This is a genomic window from Leucobacter edaphi, assembly GCF_016522535.1.
Classification (GTDB): Bacteria; Actinomycetota; Actinomycetes; order Actinomycetales; family Microbacteriaceae; genus Leucobacter; species Leucobacter edaphi.
Genome location: NZ_JAEHOI010000007.1, coordinates 16738 through 33238, shown reverse-complemented (window position 1 = coordinate 33238; position 16501 = coordinate 16738). Strand labels below are relative to the sequence as shown.

Below are 16501 nucleotides of genomic sequence, written 5' to 3'. Positions count from 1 at the left end.
TGCCCGCCTCCTCACTCCCCCTCCCGAGCCTCCGAGCTCCCGAGCCTCCGAGCCGATAACCATTATCATTATGGGATCGGGGCGATCGACGTTCCGAGCGCCGTCGCGCGTAACTCGACCGAAAGGCCCCGATGCGCATCCGCGAACTGCTCCAGCACTGGACCGCACCTCACCAGCACGGCGTCGCGACCGGACCCGCCACGGAAGTCGCGACGGCGAGCGCCCCCGCGCGGGCGGTGCGCGTCGCCGTCACCATCGTCCTGTCCGTGTCCGCAGCAGCCACCGTGTTCGGGGCAATCGCCCTGTGGCCCAACTACGGCGAGGCCGCGAAAGTCGCCTCGAGCGCGGAGTTCAGCGCCGCGGATGTGCGCTACGAACAGGGAGAAATCCTCACGCTCGACGAGGGCTGCGCCCAGCAGGGCGGCACGAGCCTGCTCGGACAGGCCGACGCCGGAACGCAGCAGGGCGGCGGCAGCGAGGCCGACTCGGGCGCAGCGCCCGGGACCACGCCCGAGCGCGCTGCTCCCCGCTGTCGAACCGCTGGGATCGGGATCCTGAGCGGCCCGGATCACGGCCAGGTCGTCGACGTCCCCCTGCGCGGGAGCCTCGCCCACGCCGGGCTCCGGGAGGGTGACCGCGTCGAGTTGATGGCGATGCCCACCGCGGTCACCGGCCCCGTGACCCAGGGCGGCGAGGGCGGCCCCGACAGCACGGCCCCCGACGCCACATCCGAGTATCAGATGCGCACGAGCTACGGAGTGACGGGCATCGATCGGGCCGTGCCGCTCCTCGTGCTGGCCATCGCCTTCGTCGCCGCCGTCGTCGCGGTCGGCCGCGTGCGCGGAGCCCTCGCGCTCGCGGCGCTCGCCCTCAGTGCTGCGGTACTCCTCGGTTTCGTGCTGCCCGCTCTGGTCACGGGCGGACCCGGGGTGGCGATCGGGCTCGTGGCCTCAACCGCGATCATGTTCGTGACGCTCTACTTCGTACACGGACCCTCGCTGCGCACGACCGCGGCGCTGATCGGGACCCTGGTCGGCATCGCGTGCATCACCGGACTCGCGGCGATCGCCTCGGCCGCGACGCGGCTCAGCGGGATCGGAGACGACGCCTCGAGTCGGCTCTCGGCGATGTCCGGCGCCATCGACTTCCGCGGATTGCTCATCTGCTCGATCCTCATCGCGGGTCTCGGCGTGCTGAACGACGTCACGATCACCCAGGCCTCGGCGGTCTGGGAGCTGCGTGCCGCGGGCCCCGCGCTGTCCCGCAGGGAGATTGCCGATCGCGCGATGCGGATCGGCCGCGACCATATCGCCTCGACGGTCTACACCGTCTTCTTCGCCTACGTGGGCGCGGCGCTCAGCGTGCTCATCCTGCTCTTTCTCTACAACCGCCCCATGCTGTCGGTCCTCACCACGGAGGACATCGCGATCGAGATCGTGAGCACCCTCTGCGGCAGCATCGGTCTCGTCCTCGCGGTCCCGGTCACCACGTGGATCGCCGTCGCGCTCGCGCCCGGGCCGACCCTCGATCGCGCGACACGGGCGCGCACGATCGAGGAGGCTGCGGGGGCGGGCTCCTAGTCGCGCCCGGCGACGAGCGCGAACTCCGTTGGCGCTGCCGAGAGTTTGGCGGAGGCGATCTGCTTCCCCGTGGCCAGATCGATCGCGTGCACCGAATTGCTCGCGGGTTCCGTGACGTATGCGGTGCCGCCGTGCACGATCAGGGCGGGGTAGGCGTCCTCCCACTTCGTTGGCGGCTCCCACGGGGCGATCACGGGGTGCGCGCTCCCGAGCGTGCCCGCCCCGAGGTCGAGTTCACGGAGGCCGCCATCGGCCGACAGCAGGTAGGCCCGGCCATCCTCCCCGCGCGCGACCCCGCGGAACGTGACCCGCTCGGTCCCAGCCAGTGGAACGGTGCGCTGGCTCTGCTTCGCGGTGTCGATGAGGGTCAGGGCGTCGATCATGATGCTCTTCGCCTTCGGATCGCGGGTGAGGCTTCCCACGGCGATCGGACTCACCGCGCTCGCGAACACCGCGGAGGTGCGCCCGCCCGGAGCCTCCGCCGGGAGCTTCACAAAGGCGTCGCCGGAGTGCAGCAGGACCCCGTCTTCACAACCGAACACCGCGACTTCCTTGGCAGCGACGCCCTCGCCGTGGACGGCGGGGCACGCATCGTTCGATTCGAGGCTGTGCCAGTGCCCCTCGTGCGGTTCGAAGCGGGCCACCCCCGTTCGGGCCTGCTCCGTCCCGACGGTCGTGAGGATCGTGCCGTCCTCGAGCGGCACACTGACCCCGTGATGGGGCGCGGCGCCCTGGTGTTCCAGCTGGGTTGCTCGCACGCCGTCGCCGAGTCTCGTGATGGCCTTCGTGTCGAGCACCCGCGTGGCCGCCGTCGCGTCGTCGTATACGGCGGTCAGATCCCCGTGAACAACAACGTGACCTGCCTTTTTCGCGGGGATGACGACGCTACTGAGCTTCGGACCCTCCGTGTCGAGGAGACTGAATCCCTCGGCTCCCCGCACGAACACGTGGCGCCCGTCTGCGGCTGCGTCGACGCGCGCTGCACCCTCGACCGGGAGGTCTTTCACGAGCTCCAGCGTGTCCGCCTCGAGGACGGCGATCCCGCCGGCGTGGGCGACGGCGAGCCGCGGCCGCGGCTGTGCGGCGGGGGCTTCCGCGGCGGACGGGGGCTCTGGCGCGCCGGAGCACGCGCTGAGGAGGAGCGCCGCGAGCGCGGCGGCGACGGTGACGGTGGTTCGTGCGATCGTACGTGTGGACATGGCTTCCCTTCTCTGGCCGGCGAGGAGCCGCACTCCGCGCCCGTCGCCCTGTCGTGCGGACGGGGCGTGCGCACCACCGTACGCTTTATTGGAAACGATTCTCAATAAGCAAAAAGCAGCTCTGTTCCATACGCCCCGCATTCGTCTCGCCCGCGCGGCCGATACGGTGGAGAGGGCCCCGCAGCCACCCGCGGCAGCCCGGTCGGCTACACTGAGCGCCGGGGGCACCACTGAAAGGTTGAGAGCAATCTCGGATCAGGTCTTCCTGTACATCGCACTCGGGCTCTACTTTGCCCTGATGCTCGTCATCGGCTTCGTCGCATTCCGACGAACCCAATCTCACGAGGGCTACATGCTCGCCGGACGCGGGCTCCCGCCCTGGGTCGCCGCCCTCAGCGCTGGGGCGTCCGACATGTCCGGGTGGCTCATCATGGGCCTTCCCGGCGCCATCTACGCGACCGGCCTCATCGAGGGCTGGATCGCCGTCGGACTCCTGGTCGGCTCCTACCTCAATTGGCGCCTCGTCGCGCCCCGGCTGCGCGCCTACAGCGAGGTATCGCGCAACTCGATCACGATCCCCAGCTACTTCGAGAACCGCCTCCGGGACCGCACCCACCTCCTGCGGATCATCTCGAGCGTCATCATCCTCGTCTTCTTCACGATCTACGTTTCGAGCGGCATGGTCGCCGGCGGCGTCTTCTTCGAGAGCGCCTTCGGAGGCGACTACCTGATCGGCATGGTCATCGTGACGACCGTCACGCTCGCGTACACCCTCTTCGGCGGCTTCCTCGGCGCCTCGCTGACCGACGTGGCACAGGGCCTCATGATGGTGACGGCGCTCGTCGCCGTTCCGATCATCGCGATCATCAACATCGGTGGCCTGGGCGAGACCGCACACATCGTCGAAACCGTCGGCGCCGGAAACCTCTCGATTTTCGGCAGCGCGAGCCTCGGCGCAGGCGCCGTTGCGCTCGTGATCATCTCAGGACTCGCCTGGGGTCTCGGCTACTTCGGGCAGCCCCACATCATCGTGCGCTTCATGGCTCTCAGGAAGCCCGAGGAAGCGGCGAGTGCGCGCCGGATCGGCACGAGCTGGCAGTTCCTCTCGCTCGCCGGCGCCGTCGTGTGCGGGCTCGTGGGCATCGCCTACTTCGAGAAGACGGGCGGGGCTCCGCAGAACCCCGAAACCGTGGTGCTCCTCATGTCGCAGACCCTGCTCCACCCGCTGATCGCCGGCCTCGTGCTCGCAGCGGTGCTCGCAGCGATCATGAGCACGCTGTCGAGCCAGCTCATCGTGTGCTCGTCGGCGCTCGTCGAGGACATCTACAAACTCGCCCGCAAGCCGGCCCCGAGCGAACGCTCCCTCGTGCTCCTCGGCCGCGCCGGGGTGCTGCTCGTGGCGATCGTCGCCGGGCTCCTCGCGATCTCCCCGAACGACTCGATCCTCGGGCTGGTGTCCTTCGCCTGGGCCGGGTTCGGCGCCGCGTTCGGCCCGATCGTGCTGCTGAGCCTGTTCTGGAAACGCCTCACCAACTGGGGCGCGATCGCCGGAATGCTCGTCGGCGCGGCCGCCGTCTTCGGCTGGAAGGCCCTCAACACGGGGCTTTACGAGCTCCTGCCGGCGTTCGTGATCGCGGGCGTCGTCGCGGTCGTCGTGAGCCTCTTCACCGCTCGCGAGAACTCCGCGATCGAACGCGAGTTCTCGGAAACGCAGGAAATCCTCACCGCTTCGAAGTAGCTGCTGCGCGGCCCCGCCGTCGCCGGCCCATTGCCTGAGCCGTCCGTTTGCCCCAGGATGAGAAACGAACGGCTCCCGGCGGCGGGGCCACGAGGAGGCTCGCATGGTGGATCGGGACGACGCACGAGGGTTCGAGAAGTCGAGCTCAGGGCCCAACCCTGATCATCCCGAAGATCCACAGGCGCAGGATCGCACCGGCGGGCTGAGCCGCCTCCTGCCTGCGGAGCGGAGCCTGGCGTTCGCCGATGCGGTGATCGCGATCGCGATGACTCTGCTCATCCTGCCGCTCATGGAGGCTGCTGGAGAGATTGGACGCGGCAGCAACGCGGCGTTGGCGTGGTTCGGCGAGCACTGGGGGCAACTTTTCACGTTCCTCCTGAGTTTCGCGCTGATCGGTTTCTTCTGGATCGGCCACCATCGCGTTTTCGAACGCGTCCAACGGGTGACGCTGCCGCTCCTGTGGCTCACCCTCGCGTTTCTGCTCACGATCGTGTGGCTCCCCGTGGCCACAGCCCTCACCGGTTACTCCGACAGCGCCGACACGAGCACGGTGCTCACCTACGTGCTCAGCATCTTCGCGGCGAGCGGGGCGTGGTTCCTGATCAGGGTCTATCTCGCTCGTCACCCGGAGCTTCACACCCTGAAGCCCGAGCAGGCGCGCGAGGGTGTGTTTCATTCGGGGGCGACGTCCATCATGTTTCTGCTCGTCGGGGCCATCATGCTGATCGTGCCGCGGATCGGTTACTTCGCGTTCTTCTTCATGTTCCTGTCGAGCCCGGCTCACATGCTTGCAGCGCGGCTCAGCCGGCTCGGCGCCGATCGACGGGTCCGAGATGAGGGTCTCGCCTCCGGGCTCAGCAGCGCCGTCGGGGAAGAACGGGGCTAACCCGTCTCACCCGCACGGGCGGACCGGGTCGGGTCGGGTCGGGTCAGGACCAGGGCGGCTCAGCCCTCACCCTCCCGCGACGCCGAGCGTGCCGCGCGCCGCTCCTCGACGGCCGCCGCGAGGAGACGCCTGGCGGCCGGGCCGAGATCCCGCGCTCCCCCGCGCCAGAGCGCGGTGAGTTCGCGGGTGAGCGGCCGGCCGGCGACCCGCACGCGGACGAGCCGGCCGAGCGCGAGATCATCGCTCACAGCGAGCAGGCTCAGCACCCCGGGCGCGATCCCCGCGCCGATGCTCGAGCGCACGGCCGCGTTCGTCGCGAGCTCGAGAGCGGGCGCCACCGCGTCGGCCCCGGTGCGATCCTGCACGATGCGCTCCCAGGCGAGACGAGTTCCGCTCCCCGGCTCGCGAGCCACAATCGGCGTGGCCGCCGCCTCGGCAAGCGGGATCTCGCTCGCGCCCGCCCACGGATGCGACGGCGCGACCACGAGCGCCAACTCATCCACTCCCACGATGCTCGCGCCGAGCGATCGTGGCTGATCAGGCGTTTCAATAAAGCCGAGGTCGCAACGCCCCGATTCCACCGCACGGATAACCTCGGCGCTGTTGCCCGTCGTGAGACTCAGCGAGGTCGCGATGCGGTGCTCCGCCTGCTCGGCCGCGCGAAGACGGACGATCCACTCCGGGAGCAGGTGCCCCGCGATGGTCTGGCTCGCGGCGACGCTGAGGCGTTCCTCGCGGACCTCGGTGAGGCTGCGCAGGCCCGCCGCGAAACGATCCGTCGCCGCGAAGAGTTCATCAGCCCACTCGAGCACGAGGCGACCAGCCTCCGTGAGCTCGGCCCCCCGCGGGTTTCGAATCAGGAGTTCCACCCGGTTTCGCCGCTCGAACGTGCGCAGCCGCGCGGACACGGCCTGCTGGGTGACGCCCAGCACCTGCGCTGCCGCGGAGATGCTGCCGACGCGGGCGATCGCGGCGAGCGCGCGCAGCGCCGGCAGGTCGGCCTCGAACTCCTCGAACTGGGTCACAAACGTCAATTGTATCCCTCCAAAGCAGCCACCATTCCTGAAGGCGGCTGGCGCGGGGCAGAATCGACACCGTGGTCCCAGAAGCATCTCCCTCCCCGTCCCCCGGTGTTGGCGCCCGCGTCCTCGAACGGGTTCCCGGCGTGCTCCTCTGCGCGCTCATCGCTGCCGCCGCGATCCTGATCGGGCACTTCGTCCCGTGGGCGGGAACCGCGCTCCCCGCGATTCTGCTCGGCGTCCTCATCGCCGCGGCGTGGCGGCCCGGTGCGCGCTGGACGCAGGGGATCACGTTCTCCAGCAAGATGCTCCTCCAGATCGCCGTCGTGCTGCTCGGCGCGCAGCTCTCCCTCGGCAGCATTGCCGTGGTTGGCGGCCGCACCCTGCCGGTCCTGATCGCGTCGCTCGCGGTCGCCTGGCTCGGCGCGTCACTCATCGGGCGGCTGCTCCGTGTTCCCCGGCGCGAACGCACCCTGATCGGCGTCGGCACCGCGATCTGCGGAGCCTCGGCCATCGCGGCAATCTCCCCGGTCATCCGCGCGAAGAGCGCCGAGGTCTCCTACGCCGTGGCCACGATCTTCACCTTCAACGTGCTCGCGATCGCGATCTTCCCCGCGATCGGGCACGCGCTGAACATGCCGCCCGAGACGTTCGCCGTGTTCGCCGGCACCGCCGTCAACGACACGAGCTCCGTCGTTGCGACCGCGAGCATCTACGCTCCGGCCGTCCTTGGCGTCGCGGTGACCGTGAAGCTGGTCCGCACCCTCGCGATCATCCCGATCAGCGTCTTCCTCGCCGCCCAGGAGGCTCGTCGCGAGACCGACGGCAGCCCGCTCACCGCGCGCCGCGTGTTCTCGTTCATCCCGTGGTTCCTGTTCGGTTTCCTCGCGATCGCAACGCTCAACACCGTCATCGGCTTCCCCGCTGCCGTCACCGAAACCCTCACGACGGGCAGCACCCTCCTCATCACGGTCGCAATGGCCGGGATCGGACTGTCCACGAATTTCGGGGCGATCCGGCGCGCGGGCTGGCGGCCGCTTCTCCTGGGCGCAATCCTGTGGGCGCTGGTGATCGGTGCGACACTGCTCGCGCTGCGGTGGTTCGGATAGAGACACGGGCGACTCCGACCCGCCCCTCGTCGAGCGTTTCACCTCCCAGCGATTTCCCCGGTGACACACTATTTACCTGAGCACGTCCGTGAGATTCTGGGCGGATGAGGATCCGAACACGCGCTGCACTCGCCGCCGCCGCGCTCGCCGCGTGCGCCGGCCTCGCAGCGTGCGCCCCGCTCGCGGCGGAAACAGCCGGGTCCGACACGGTTCCGATGCAGGAGGGGGTGTCGCTTGAGGCCAGCGGCTTCGGCTCCTGGAACACCCAGCGGGCCGGCGGAGTTTCGCTCGTCACACCGGGACAACCGCTGCCGAAGAGCACCACGCCGAGCCACCTGAAGGGCACTCTCGACACCAATCCGAGTGGCTGCGTCTCGGTCGCGAAATCCGACGGCACGAAGGTCCTCCTGCTCGCCCCGTTCGGATCGACGCTCTCGACGAGTGGAACGGTGTCCATCCGCGGCAAGGCCTTCGCGAACGGTGACCCGATCGAGGTCCAGGGCAGCGAGGCTCCCGTCAACGAGATCACCCTCCCCGAGGCCTGCCACAACCCGAGCCAGGCATTCTTCGCGGACAAGGTCCTGCCGACGGGCTAGCCCGAGGCGCCGAGGGGCTCAGTCGCGTCTCCCGGCATCGACGGTGCCAAGCTGAGTGGCCTGTGCGCGTACGTGCGGTGAGGAGTCGCTGGTTTTCGCGCCCTCTTCGGCGGATTCTCGCGATCGAGTCCGGGTGGCAGGTGCCCGCGTGCGGGGGGACCGTTCGACGTCGGGGCGTCAATTGCGAAAGCGAGGTGCGGCATGTCGATGCCGCGGTAGTGCTTGATGAACCGCGTTCGCACCGTCATTCCCAATCTGATTGCCACGTTCATCGATGCGATGTTGGTGTCTCGGACCTGCGCGTATACGCGGGTGGCGCCGAGTTCGGCGATCGCGTACTCGACCGCAGCCCGTGCGGCCTCGGTCGCGTATCCGCTGTGCCAGTACTCTCGATTGAACAGGTATCCGACCTCATGAACGCGATGGCCATCGATCTCCTGCCAGGTGATGCCGCACTGCCCGATCGTCTTCCCGTCGCTCTTGCGGACGACTGCCCAGAGCCCGAATCCGTCCTCGCGGTATCGCTGCTCCATGCGCTCGAGCCAAGCCCGCACTTGGCCCTCATCGAAGGGTCCTTCGTAGGCGGTCATGGTCTCCGCGTCTTGGAGGATCGATCGCAGAGCCGGGAGGTCCGCCTCGGTGAGCTCGCGCATTCCGAGCCGAGGCGTGGTGATCAGCATCGCGGGGCCTCGCAGTCTCTGCCGCGCAGCGGTTGCGCGGTGTTGCACGTGAAACGGCGCATCTCTCATCCTTCCAATCCGGTTTCCCGCATCGTGATGTTGATTCGACCAGCGGAAAGCCCACATCCCTCGGGGGCGGTTCCCGGGTGGATCTTCGTGACTCCGTGATAGGCGAAGCGCGAGGGACCGCCGAAGACAAACAGGTCTCCTGACACGAGCTCGAGGTCTTGGTAGGGACGGTTTCGATGCTCGGTGTTTCCGAAGCGGAAACGGCAGGAATCTCCGATCGAGAGGGATACGACTGGAGCATCGGTCCGCTCGTCACGGTCCTGATGCATGCCCATCTTTGCCTGCTCATCGTAGAAGTTCACGAGCGCCGTGTCCGGACGGTACGAGCCCGCGAGTGCCTCGTCTCCGGTTGCGGCCATGATCGCCGCCCGAGCCAGATCGGTCATCCAGTCGGGAAAATCGAGGACTTTTCGCCCGTTCACGTCGGTGGCGGTGCGCGTGTACTTGTACGGCTGCCAGTGCCAACCCAGGCACACGGTTGTGACGCTCATTTCGTGCCCGCGAACCTTCGCGCTTCTCGGCGGAACGGGACCTCGGGTCCACTCGTGAAAACGTTCGACGATCCAGCGTTGCTGTTCGATGGTGAGGAAACCTCGTCGATGATGGGCGCCTTCGGGGAGCGCGGGAGTCACCCGCGCCTCCTCTCCACCGAATCCGGGGCCAAAGAGCATGGTCATCGGCGAACCTCCTTCGTTTCGCACGCTTCCGTTCTGCCTGCGCCTCGACGATAACGCGATGCCGAGGCGATCATGGGACGTGCTCCAGTTCGAGGAGCGCGGTCTTCGCCTCGAGCCCTCCGATGTACCCGCCGAGTGTGCCATCTCGGCGGAGCACTCGGTGGCAGGGCACGACGATGGGAAGCGGGTTGGTGGCGCAGGCGCTGCCAACTGCTCGCACCGCTTTGGGGTTGCCGACTGCCCGGGCAACTTCGGTGTAGCTGAGGGTCGTGCCGTACGTGATCTCAGGGAGGAACTCCTGCACGGCGAGTCGGAAGCCCGTGGAGAGCGTGTGATCGAGGGGCAGGTCGAATACGCTTCGAATTCCGGAGAAGTACTCCTCGAGTTCCCGCGCCGCTGTGTCGAGTGGCTCGGGGTTCTTGAGTATCCGGGGACTGAGTTCGACCGCGATGTCGCTGAGCACAAGGTCGAAGTCCTCGCGGGCGAAGGCGACTCGCACGAGGCCGCTGCCCGTTGCTGCGAGGAGAAGTTCGCCGACTGGGCTGTCTACGGTGCGATAGCTGACGTCGATGAGCTCCCGCTCTCCGGCTTCGCTCGCGAGCCTCGCCCGAAGCCGGCGCAGTTCGTTTTCTTCGATTTCAAAGCTCGGTTCTTCCGGATTCCCGTGCATCTGTTCTTCCTCTGTTCTGCGCGACGGGCGCAGCTTCACGTGTGTTCGCGTCGGGCGCGGTGGGTGCTCGATGAGCGGTCAGTACTGCTCTGAGCTGTGCAATTCCATCAGCTGAGGCCCGCCTGATCGAGGCGGGGCTTCCGCCGATCAGCTCGGCGGTGTCGCTGTGCGGGAGCCCTCCCAGGTAGTGGTAGGCGACCGCGAGTCGCTGCCGTTCGGGGAGCTTGGCGACTTCGAGCCAGATCTCGGTTCCGGCCTGTCCGGGAATGCCGAGGGTGGACTCTGTCTCTGGCACCGTTTCGCTGGCGAGGGGGTGACGCTGGCGCTTCCGAGTCACATCGATGGCTTTTCGATGTGCGATGCGCACGAGCCACGCCTCCACGTTGGCGCCGTTATCGAGGCTTGGCCAGGCCTGCAGCGCCGAGAGAAACGTCTCTGACCAGGCATCTTCCGAATCTGCCCCTGGGCCAAGCACGGCGCGGCAGACCTTGAGCACTGTGGCGCCGTGCTGCTCGACGGCGTTTTCGAAGGGATGGTCCATGCGTGCTTCCGATGAGCGGCCCGGCTAGAAGAGCCGTTCCGCGGCTGCTTCTGCGGGCTCTTCAAGTTCGAGGAGAATGCGCTTGCGCTCGAGGCCCCCTGCATATCCGGTCAATGCCCCGCCAGCTCCGACAACTCGATGACACGGAACAATGATGGAGATCGGGTTCCTCCCGACGGCCTGGCCGACGCGCTGCGCCAGACTCCGGTCTCCGAGCGTCTCGGCGATCTGTCCGTAGGTGACGGTGGAACCGTATGGGATCTCCGTCAGCAACGACCAGATTCTCTGCGAGGTTTCGTCTCCTGCAGGGGCGATCGGGACATCGAACGACCTTCGGCTGTGGGCGAGGTATTCCCGGATCTGCTGTGCAGTGCGGCTGAGAAGCGGGTCTCGTTCCTCGGAGGTGCGCACGCCGAGGCTTCCCGCGCCGGGGTGTTTGGCGTGGTTGGGAAAGTAGATTCCGGTGATTGCGGGGCCATCAGCGACGATTTCGAGTTCGCCGATGGTTGTTTCCGCTCTGATGTGCCTGGTATCCATTGCTCGGGCCCTCCTTATCTACCTAGTAGACGCTGCAAGTGTGAGAAATGTGAGGTGGGTCGGGGCTCAATTCTTCTTTCTGGGAAGAGAAAGCGGGGCGACGTTTGCACGCCGCCCCGCTCTTCTCCTGCCTGCCCCGGTCGATGGTCGCCCGAGGCAGTGACTCCTAGGCGGAGACGAAGTAGAGTCGCTTATTCGCGAACTCGCCGATCCCGAGGGGACCCATCTCGCGTCCGAACCCGGAGCGCTTCACTCCGCCGAACGGCAGTTCGGCCGATTCCGCGGCGATCGTGTTCACGTGCGCCATGCCGACCTCGAGCTTGGATGCGACCTTCGCGGCGCGAGCCTCATCCGTTGAGAACACGGACCCGCCCAGACCGAGCGCGCAATCATTGGCGAGCTCGAGCGCTTCCTCGTCGGAAGACACCCGATACACAGTGGCCACAGGCCCAAAGATCTCCTCCCCGTAGCTCTCGGAGTCTCGGGGCACGTCCACGAGCACGGTCGGTGAATAGTACGCAGCCGGACCCTCCGACAGCACCCCGCCGGCGAGCACACGCGCGCCTTCGGAAACCGCCTTCTTCACCTGAGCATCAACCGTTTCGGCAGCCGCACGGGTGGACAGCGGGACGTACTCACTCTCAGCGAGGTCAAGCTGGTCTCCAGGCGTGAGCCCCTCCGCGAGCTTCACCAGCTCCGCAACGAACTCGTCGTAGATGTCATCCATCACGATCAGACGCTTGTTCGAGTTACATACCTGGCCAGCGTTGTAGGTCCGGAAATCCCACGCCTCCTTCGCGACCTCCGCCACGTTTTCAGCGTCGAGCACGACCATCGGATCGATCCCGCCGAGCTCGAGCACGCACTTCTTCAGGTGCGAGCCGGCCTGCGCGCCGATGATGGCTCCGGCACGCTCCGACCCCGTCAGAGAAACACCCTGCACTCGGGGGTCCGCGATAATCGTGGCGATCTGATCATGCGACGCAAAGAGGTTCTGGTATCCGCCGACCGGAACGCCCGCTTCCTCCATGATTTCCTGGATCGTCAGCGCCGAACGGGCGCACACGTCCGCGTGCTTCAGCAGAATCGTATTGCCCAGCACGAGGTTCGGCGCGGCAAACCTGGCCACCTGGTAGTACGGGAAGTTCCACGGCATCACGCCAAGCAACGTGCCCACCGGCAGATGCTCGATCACTGCCTTACCGGGCACCGTCGACGGAATCTCGTAATCGGTAATCAGGGAGGGACCGTACACGGCGTAGTAGTCAATGATCTGCGTCGCGAAGTCAACCTCGTCCAGGCTTTCCGCGATCGACTTGCCCATCTCAACCGCGATCAATCGCGCGAGCTCTTCACGCCGCTCCGCGAACAGCTCAGCAACACGCTTCACCACGTTCGCGCGCTCCTGCACGCTCCGCTCACGCCACTCCTGATACACGGAATCAGCGCTCGCGAGAATCTCTTCGATCTGCGCATCGGTTGCAGCATCGAACGTCTCAATGACCTCGCCCGTGGCAGGGTTCTGCACTCGGTACTTGGACATGTATATCAATCCTCCAGATAGGGGTTCACGGCGCCGTCAACGTGATTGACACGTCGACGTGGCCACTCGAAAACTATCATCGAATCGGTTGCGACGCCTGTGCTTGCGAGACTTTCACTCCTTCGCCGAGCACCTGGGCAAACGGGCTTATGGGCGATACAGGCTTACAACCGAGCGAACATGTCAAATTCCTCTGGGACGGGAATGCAAGCGCCAAAACTGCTGATCGTGAAGCGGCTCTCCCCGTCTGCGAGGTACCGAATGTTCTGGCGGGCATGGAACTCAGATCCCTCCGGGGCCACCATTCTCAGCCAAAGCCCCTGGTAACGAGAGTCCAGCGCTGTCTCCCACCCCTCATACGCGGCGTACTCGGTCCCGAGCTGGGCGAGGTAGCCCTGGAGATCCCTTCCCTCGGGGAAGTACACGAAGGCGTTCGAGTACGAGGCTGCTCCTCGACCGCCCCCTGCCGCCTTGCACTTGAGCACCCGACCCGGCCCCGGAAACATTTCAACCCGCCCGGTTCCGAGGTAGTCGATCGTGTGCGCGGCGAGCCTCTCGAGTGTTCGTTCTTGCGACTCACGTGACTCACGGATTGCGGACTCAGCTGCTCCTGCCGTCGGGGGAATCTCTTCTTTTCTCGACTCGCACCCGCACGCACTAACCGCGATTACGATGCTCAGCGCCGTGGCGACCATACGTCGCAGCCCTGTTCTGAGTTCCATTCCTCTCCTCAATAATGTCGACGATTTCGGCGAGTGGATCCCAGTTCGTCCGCTCGTCCTCTGCAATACGCCCGTGACCGCGGAGCTCACCCTGACCGTTCCCCGGGAACACGTGTGGTGCGAACTGTTCGGGGTGCGCGTGAGGGGTTTCGTATTTCCCGAGGTGGTCTAGTCGATTGATCATGTCCTGGTCGTATTGCAGATGGTGGTACTCAGTGCCCGGCTGCTGCGACCATCCCGGCGCGATCCATGAGCCGCCGAGCGAGAACACCATCCTGAAGTGTGCTCCCGCGTTCTCCGATGCCGTGAGGCAGCTCAATCCCGCGCTGTGTCCGACGCCGATGAGCTTCTTCCGCGAGAGAACCGGGTCCCGCTCAACGACCTCGTGCTGGAAACGCGCGACCTGTTCGCCCGCGGACTTTGCAAATTGCTCGCTCCGGTTGGACCGCTCTCCGACCCAGGTCGCCCACGGTCCGTCCTTGTAGACAAAGACCACACCCTTGGACCCCGCCTTCTCACCCGCGAGGTAGCTTCCGACCGCTTGTGGGCCCCCTTCGAAGAACTTGTCCATGCTTGCGGTGGTTCCCGGGAGAAAGGTGGCGGCGAACGTCGTCTGCGGACCGATCTCGCCCAGCATTTCGATGATTCGAAAGTCCTGAGGGTTGAGGCTCACGAGACGCACCTCACCCGAGGCGGCCTTCCGCCAGTACTCCCGCTCACGGTCGCTCAGGCCTTGACGGGCGAGGAGCTCCTCCGCCGTGATCGCGTTCGCTTGGATACGGGACTCGATTGGAATGCCGTTGAGGTTTCCGAGCCGCAATGGGTCCGCTCGGAGAAGGGCGGCTTGGTGCGAAGGACCCAAGCTGTTCCACCATTCCTCCACCTCGGTCACCGTGGCGGACTCAGGGAGGTCACGGAGCATTGCTCGGGGAGAGCGAGGAAACTCATCCCTGCCGGCCGCTCCCGCGATCGGCAGCCTCGGCCCCCGAGCCATCGTTCCAGCTCCTAAGGTCGGCCGAGCACGCGGGTCAGGACCGATCCGGGAACTGAGCTCTTCTACCCGAGTGACACACTGCGAATCTGCGTGTTCCCGGAGGCTGTCCAACTCCTCGAGCGCCCTCCGGGCCGCCGCGTTCGCACGCTCGACCTCCGCGAGTTGACGCGAGCAGGCCTGCCTGCAGTCTTGAGAGGCTCCCTCCTCCGCGGAGCTTCGTGCGAGACCTCGCTCCAGATCGAGGGCCGCCATCTCCCCTTCCTGCAGGCGTCTTCGGTGCAGATGTGCCTCGCGCTGAAGCTCTGCCAGGCGATGCGCGTACGCATCGATCACCCGCGCCGCCTGCTGCCGGAGGTCCGAGATGTGCTCGACCTCGCGACGCGAATGAACGGACGATGCGCTAAGCATCCTGATCGAAGCTGCGGTCCCCGCCCTGCCGAAATGGGTGATCCCCTGCGAGAGTTGCCTCGAGCTTCCCTGAACGCCGGAGGACCGCACGAGCGCGTGGGCGATACTGCGAAGTTCGGACGGGCTTCCCCGCAGGGCACGTCCGCCAGGAGCACCGGCGCCGTCGAGAGTGTTCACGGCTCAATGGATGCAGCGGTCTGCACATCGAGCGCACCGAACGCAGCAGAGACGGCGTCCGCTGTCCGCGCGCCCCCGTTCAGAGACGCGGCCTGAGCCGAGGTGTGAGTGAGCAGCTTCCGCAACAACTCGCCGATTGCCGCGTCGACACCCACCGAACCGCTGGAGACGTTGTGGTGCGTGTCGCCATCGCTCGCGAGCAGTCCAGCCGCCTGCCTCAGCGCATTCCCCGCAAGCGAGAGTTCGTTTCCTTGGACTTCGAGCCGCGGCATCTTCAGCGTTCCTAACCGATCCGAGACGCGATCTGGGCATCGAGTTCGCGCATGGCCTGCGCTGCCCCGACCAAAAACTGCTGGATCTCTCCCAGATGCGCGATGAGACCACTGGCGTTGGCGGCGTATTTCGTGAACGCTTCTTGGAACTTTCCGGACGCGTGCTCGGTGACAAATCCGGAACCGACGAGCGATTGAATCTGGGCTTGCAGCGAGTTGATCTTCTGGGTGATCTCCTCGCGGCCGGCCGCGAGTTGGGAAGCGGCTGCCTCGATCTCGCCGTAACTCACTCGAATACTGGTCATTCTGGCTCCTTCCGGGAATGGCAAGGGCCCTCTGCCCGTACCGAGAATCTGTTCTGAGATTCAGAAGTTAGATCTCGAGCCGCGCTCCCCACAAGGGCAAATCTGAAGGCTGGAAACGCGCGCGCTCACAGATCCCCCATCTGAGCTGCGTGTTCTTCTTGCAATGGCCTTGCCCAGCCCGCGGAATTCACCCGGGTGAGACTCGCACACAGGCCACCACAGAACTCAAGTTCTCCACACATCTACTCGGCTCGCACCACCGAGAACCGCACTTTCTCGGCCTCAATCGGGAGTTTTTCCAGGTGCTCCGATTGCGGATCCTCTCCAGCGGTGTCAGAGGAGCGCTTTATCGTCGCCTCCACACCTCGCACTCGCGTCGTCGGTCAAGGGACGGGAGTGAACCGTCGCCTTCGGCGGTCATTGCGCACCATTTCGAGCAGGATCCAGGAGGAAGTCATGCGCTTGAGAGTCACCCTCGTCGGCGGTGCCGCCGGCGCAGCCGCTCCCCGTCGGGACCTGCAGCTCGGCTGCAGCGCGAATACCCGAGTCGCCGAGGTCGCGCGGGCGCTGCTTCGTGCGGGTGCCGGGAGTGGCGAGCTCATGGCTGTTGCCGCTCGGCGAACCGCGCCGTTCACGCTTCGGGTCACCAATCCCGGATCCCCGGCTGTCCTCCTCGATGGCGCTGAACTCCTCCAAGATTCAGGGGTGCGATCCGGAGCCTCTCTCGAACCCGTTCTCGAGTCCATGGCGTCGCCGGAAGACGACGGTTGGAGGAGGTT

At 66.3% G+C, this 16501-nt stretch carries 17 protein-coding genes; 5 read left to right on the top strand and 12 right to left on the bottom strand.

Annotation, left to right across the window (positions count from 1 at the left end; genetic code table 11):
• The first annotated feature begins 131 nt into the window (after window positions 1–131).
• Window positions 132–1580, top strand: a complete 1449-nt coding sequence (locus JD292_RS08315; RefSeq protein WP_200132287.1) for a YibE/F family protein — start codon at window positions 132–134, stop codon at window positions 1578–1580.
• Here the strand turns inward: JD292_RS08315 and JD292_RS08310 are convergent.
• Window positions 1577–2779: a hypothetical protein gene (locus tag JD292_RS08310; RefSeq protein WP_200132286.1), complete on the bottom strand. Its 1203-nt coding sequence runs from the start codon at window positions 2777–2779 to the stop codon at window positions 1577–1579. The two genes, JD292_RS08315 and JD292_RS08310, sit on opposite strands and share 4 nt — an antisense overlap.
• A gap of 247 nt (window positions 2780–3026) precedes the next feature.
• Here JD292_RS08310 and putP point away from each other — a divergent pair, with 247 nt between their 5' ends.
• Both putP and JD292_RS08300 read left to right on the top strand, forming a co-directional pair.
• Window positions 3027–4517 carry a sodium/proline symporter PutP gene (gene putP, locus JD292_RS08305; protein WP_200132416.1) on the top strand — a complete coding sequence of 497 codons (1491 nt, stop codon included), beginning with the start codon at window positions 3027–3029 and terminating at the stop codon, window positions 4515–4517.
• A 103-nt stretch (window positions 4518–4620) separates the two neighbouring features.
• Complete coding sequence (locus tag JD292_RS08300) at window positions 4621–5403, top strand: TMEM175 family protein (RefSeq protein ID WP_200132285.1); 783 nt, start codon at window positions 4621–4623, stop codon at window positions 5401–5403.
• A gap of 59 nt (window positions 5404–5462) precedes the next feature.
• On the opposite strand, the gene JD292_RS08295 is transcribed toward JD292_RS08300, so the two are convergent.
• Window positions 5463–6428, bottom strand: a complete 966-nt coding sequence (locus tag JD292_RS08295) for a LysR family transcriptional regulator (protein ID WP_200132284.1) — start codon at window positions 6426–6428, stop codon at window positions 5463–5465.
• A gap of 71 nt (window positions 6429–6499) precedes the next feature.
• Here JD292_RS08295 and JD292_RS08290 point away from each other — a divergent pair, with 71 nt between their 5' ends.
• Together JD292_RS08290 and JD292_RS08285 are read left to right on the top strand one after the other, a co-directional pair.
• Window positions 6500–7531, top strand: a complete 1032-nt coding sequence (locus JD292_RS08290) for a YeiH family protein (RefSeq protein ID WP_200132283.1) — start codon at window positions 6500–6502, stop codon at window positions 7529–7531.
• A gap of 104 nt (window positions 7532–7635) precedes the next feature.
• Window positions 7636–8127 carry a hypothetical protein gene (locus JD292_RS08285; protein WP_200132282.1) on the top strand — a complete coding sequence of 164 codons (492 nt, stop codon included), beginning with the start codon at window positions 7636–7638 and terminating at the stop codon, window positions 8125–8127.
• Here the strand turns inward: JD292_RS08285 and JD292_RS08280 are convergent.
• The 10 genes from JD292_RS08280 to JD292_RS08235 all read right to left on the bottom strand — a co-directional run bounded on the left by JD292_RS08280 (window position 8124) and on the right by JD292_RS08235 (window position 16418).
• A complete protein-coding gene (locus JD292_RS08280; protein ID WP_200132281.1) occupies window positions 8124–8807 on the bottom strand; it encodes a GNAT family N-acetyltransferase in 684 nt (227 codons plus the stop codon). The two genes, JD292_RS08285 and JD292_RS08280, sit on opposite strands and share 4 nt — an antisense overlap.
• A gap of 65 nt (window positions 8808–8872) precedes the next feature.
• Entirely contained in the window at window positions 8873–9547 is a 675-nt protein-coding gene (locus JD292_RS08275) for an alpha-ketoglutarate-dependent dioxygenase AlkB family protein (RefSeq protein WP_200132415.1), read from the bottom strand.
• 76 nt (window positions 9548–9623) lie between these two features.
• Window positions 9624–10223, bottom strand: a complete 600-nt coding sequence (locus JD292_RS08270; RefSeq protein ID WP_200132280.1) for a methylated-DNA--[protein]-cysteine S-methyltransferase — start codon at window positions 10221–10223, stop codon at window positions 9624–9626.
• The gene (locus tag JD292_RS08265; protein ID WP_200132279.1) at window positions 10192–10764 is read right to left on the bottom strand and encodes an RNA polymerase sigma factor; all 573 of its coding nucleotides are present in this window, start codon (window positions 10762–10764) and stop codon (window positions 10192–10194) included. Before JD292_RS08265 ends, JD292_RS08270 begins: the two co-directional genes overlap by 32 nt.
• Before the next feature lie 24 nt (window positions 10765–10788).
• Window positions 10789–11301: a methylated-DNA--[protein]-cysteine S-methyltransferase gene (locus JD292_RS12375; RefSeq protein WP_200132278.1), complete on the bottom strand. Its 513-nt coding sequence runs from the start codon at window positions 11299–11301 to the stop codon at window positions 10789–10791.
• Window positions 11302–11467: 166 nt separating this feature from the next.
• Window positions 11468–12844 carry an NAD-dependent succinate-semialdehyde dehydrogenase gene (locus JD292_RS08255; protein ID WP_200132277.1) on the bottom strand — a complete coding sequence of 459 codons (1377 nt, stop codon included), beginning with the start codon at window positions 12842–12844 and terminating at the stop codon, window positions 11468–11470.
• A 657-nt stretch (window positions 12845–13501) separates the two neighbouring features.
• Window positions 13502–14458: a hypothetical protein gene (locus JD292_RS08250; RefSeq protein WP_200132276.1), complete on the bottom strand. Its 957-nt coding sequence runs from the start codon at window positions 14456–14458 to the stop codon at window positions 13502–13504.
• A 683-nt stretch (window positions 14459–15141) separates the two neighbouring features.
• Complete coding sequence (locus JD292_RS08245) at window positions 15142–15417, bottom strand: hypothetical protein (RefSeq protein WP_200132275.1); 276 nt, start codon at window positions 15415–15417, stop codon at window positions 15142–15144.
• Between the two features lie 11 nt (window positions 15418–15428).
• Window positions 15429–15722 carry a WXG100 family type VII secretion target gene (locus JD292_RS08240; RefSeq protein ID WP_200132274.1) on the bottom strand — a complete coding sequence of 98 codons (294 nt, stop codon included), beginning with the start codon at window positions 15720–15722 and terminating at the stop codon, window positions 15429–15431.
• Window positions 15723–16139: 417 nt separating this feature from the next.
• Window positions 16140–16418, bottom strand: a complete 279-nt coding sequence (locus JD292_RS08235) for a hypothetical protein (RefSeq protein WP_200132273.1) — start codon at window positions 16416–16418, stop codon at window positions 16140–16142.
• Window positions 16419–16501: the final 83 nt, after the last annotated feature.

Excerpts from the sequence above, each read along its gene's own strand:
- JD292_RS08315 (WP_200132287.1), top strand. The coding sequence starts at position 132 with ATGCGCATCCGCGAACTGCTCCAGCACTGGACCGCACCTCACCAGCAC.
- JD292_RS08310 (WP_200132286.1), bottom strand. The coding sequence starts at position 2,779 with ATGTCCACACGTACGATCGCACGAACCACCGTCACCGTCGCCGCCGCG.
- JD292_RS08300 (WP_200132285.1), top strand. The coding sequence starts at position 4,621 with ATGGTGGATCGGGACGACGCACGAGGGTTCGAGAAGTCGAGCTCAGGG.
- JD292_RS08285 (WP_200132282.1), top strand. The coding sequence starts at position 7,636 with ATGAGGATCCGAACACGCGCTGCACTCGCCGCCGCCGCGCTCGCCGCG.
- JD292_RS08280 (WP_200132281.1), bottom strand. The coding sequence starts at position 8,807 with ATGCTGATCACCACGCCTCGGCTCGGAATGCGCGAGCTCACCGAGGCG.
- JD292_RS08275 (WP_200132415.1), bottom strand. The coding sequence starts at position 9,547 with ATGCTCTTTGGCCCCGGATTCGGTGGAGAGGAGGCGCGGGTGACTCCC.
- JD292_RS08270 (WP_200132280.1), bottom strand. The coding sequence starts at position 10,223 with ATGCACGGGAATCCGGAAGAACCGAGCTTTGAAATCGAAGAAAACGAA.
- JD292_RS08265 (WP_200132279.1), bottom strand. The coding sequence starts at position 10,764 with ATGGACCATCCCTTCGAAAACGCCGTCGAGCAGCACGGCGCCACAGTG.
- JD292_RS12375 (WP_200132278.1), bottom strand. The coding sequence starts at position 11,301 with ATGGATACCAGGCACATCAGAGCGGAAACAACCATCGGCGAACTCGAA.
- JD292_RS08255 (WP_200132277.1), bottom strand. The coding sequence starts at position 12,844 with ATGTCCAAGTACCGAGTGCAGAACCCTGCCACGGGCGAGGTCATTGAG.
- JD292_RS08245 (WP_200132275.1), bottom strand. The coding sequence starts at position 15,417 with ATGCCGCGGCTCGAAGTCCAAGGAAACGAACTCTCGCTTGCGGGGAAT.
- JD292_RS08240 (WP_200132274.1), bottom strand. The coding sequence starts at position 15,722 with ATGACCAGTATTCGAGTGAGTTACGGCGAGATCGAGGCAGCCGCTTCC.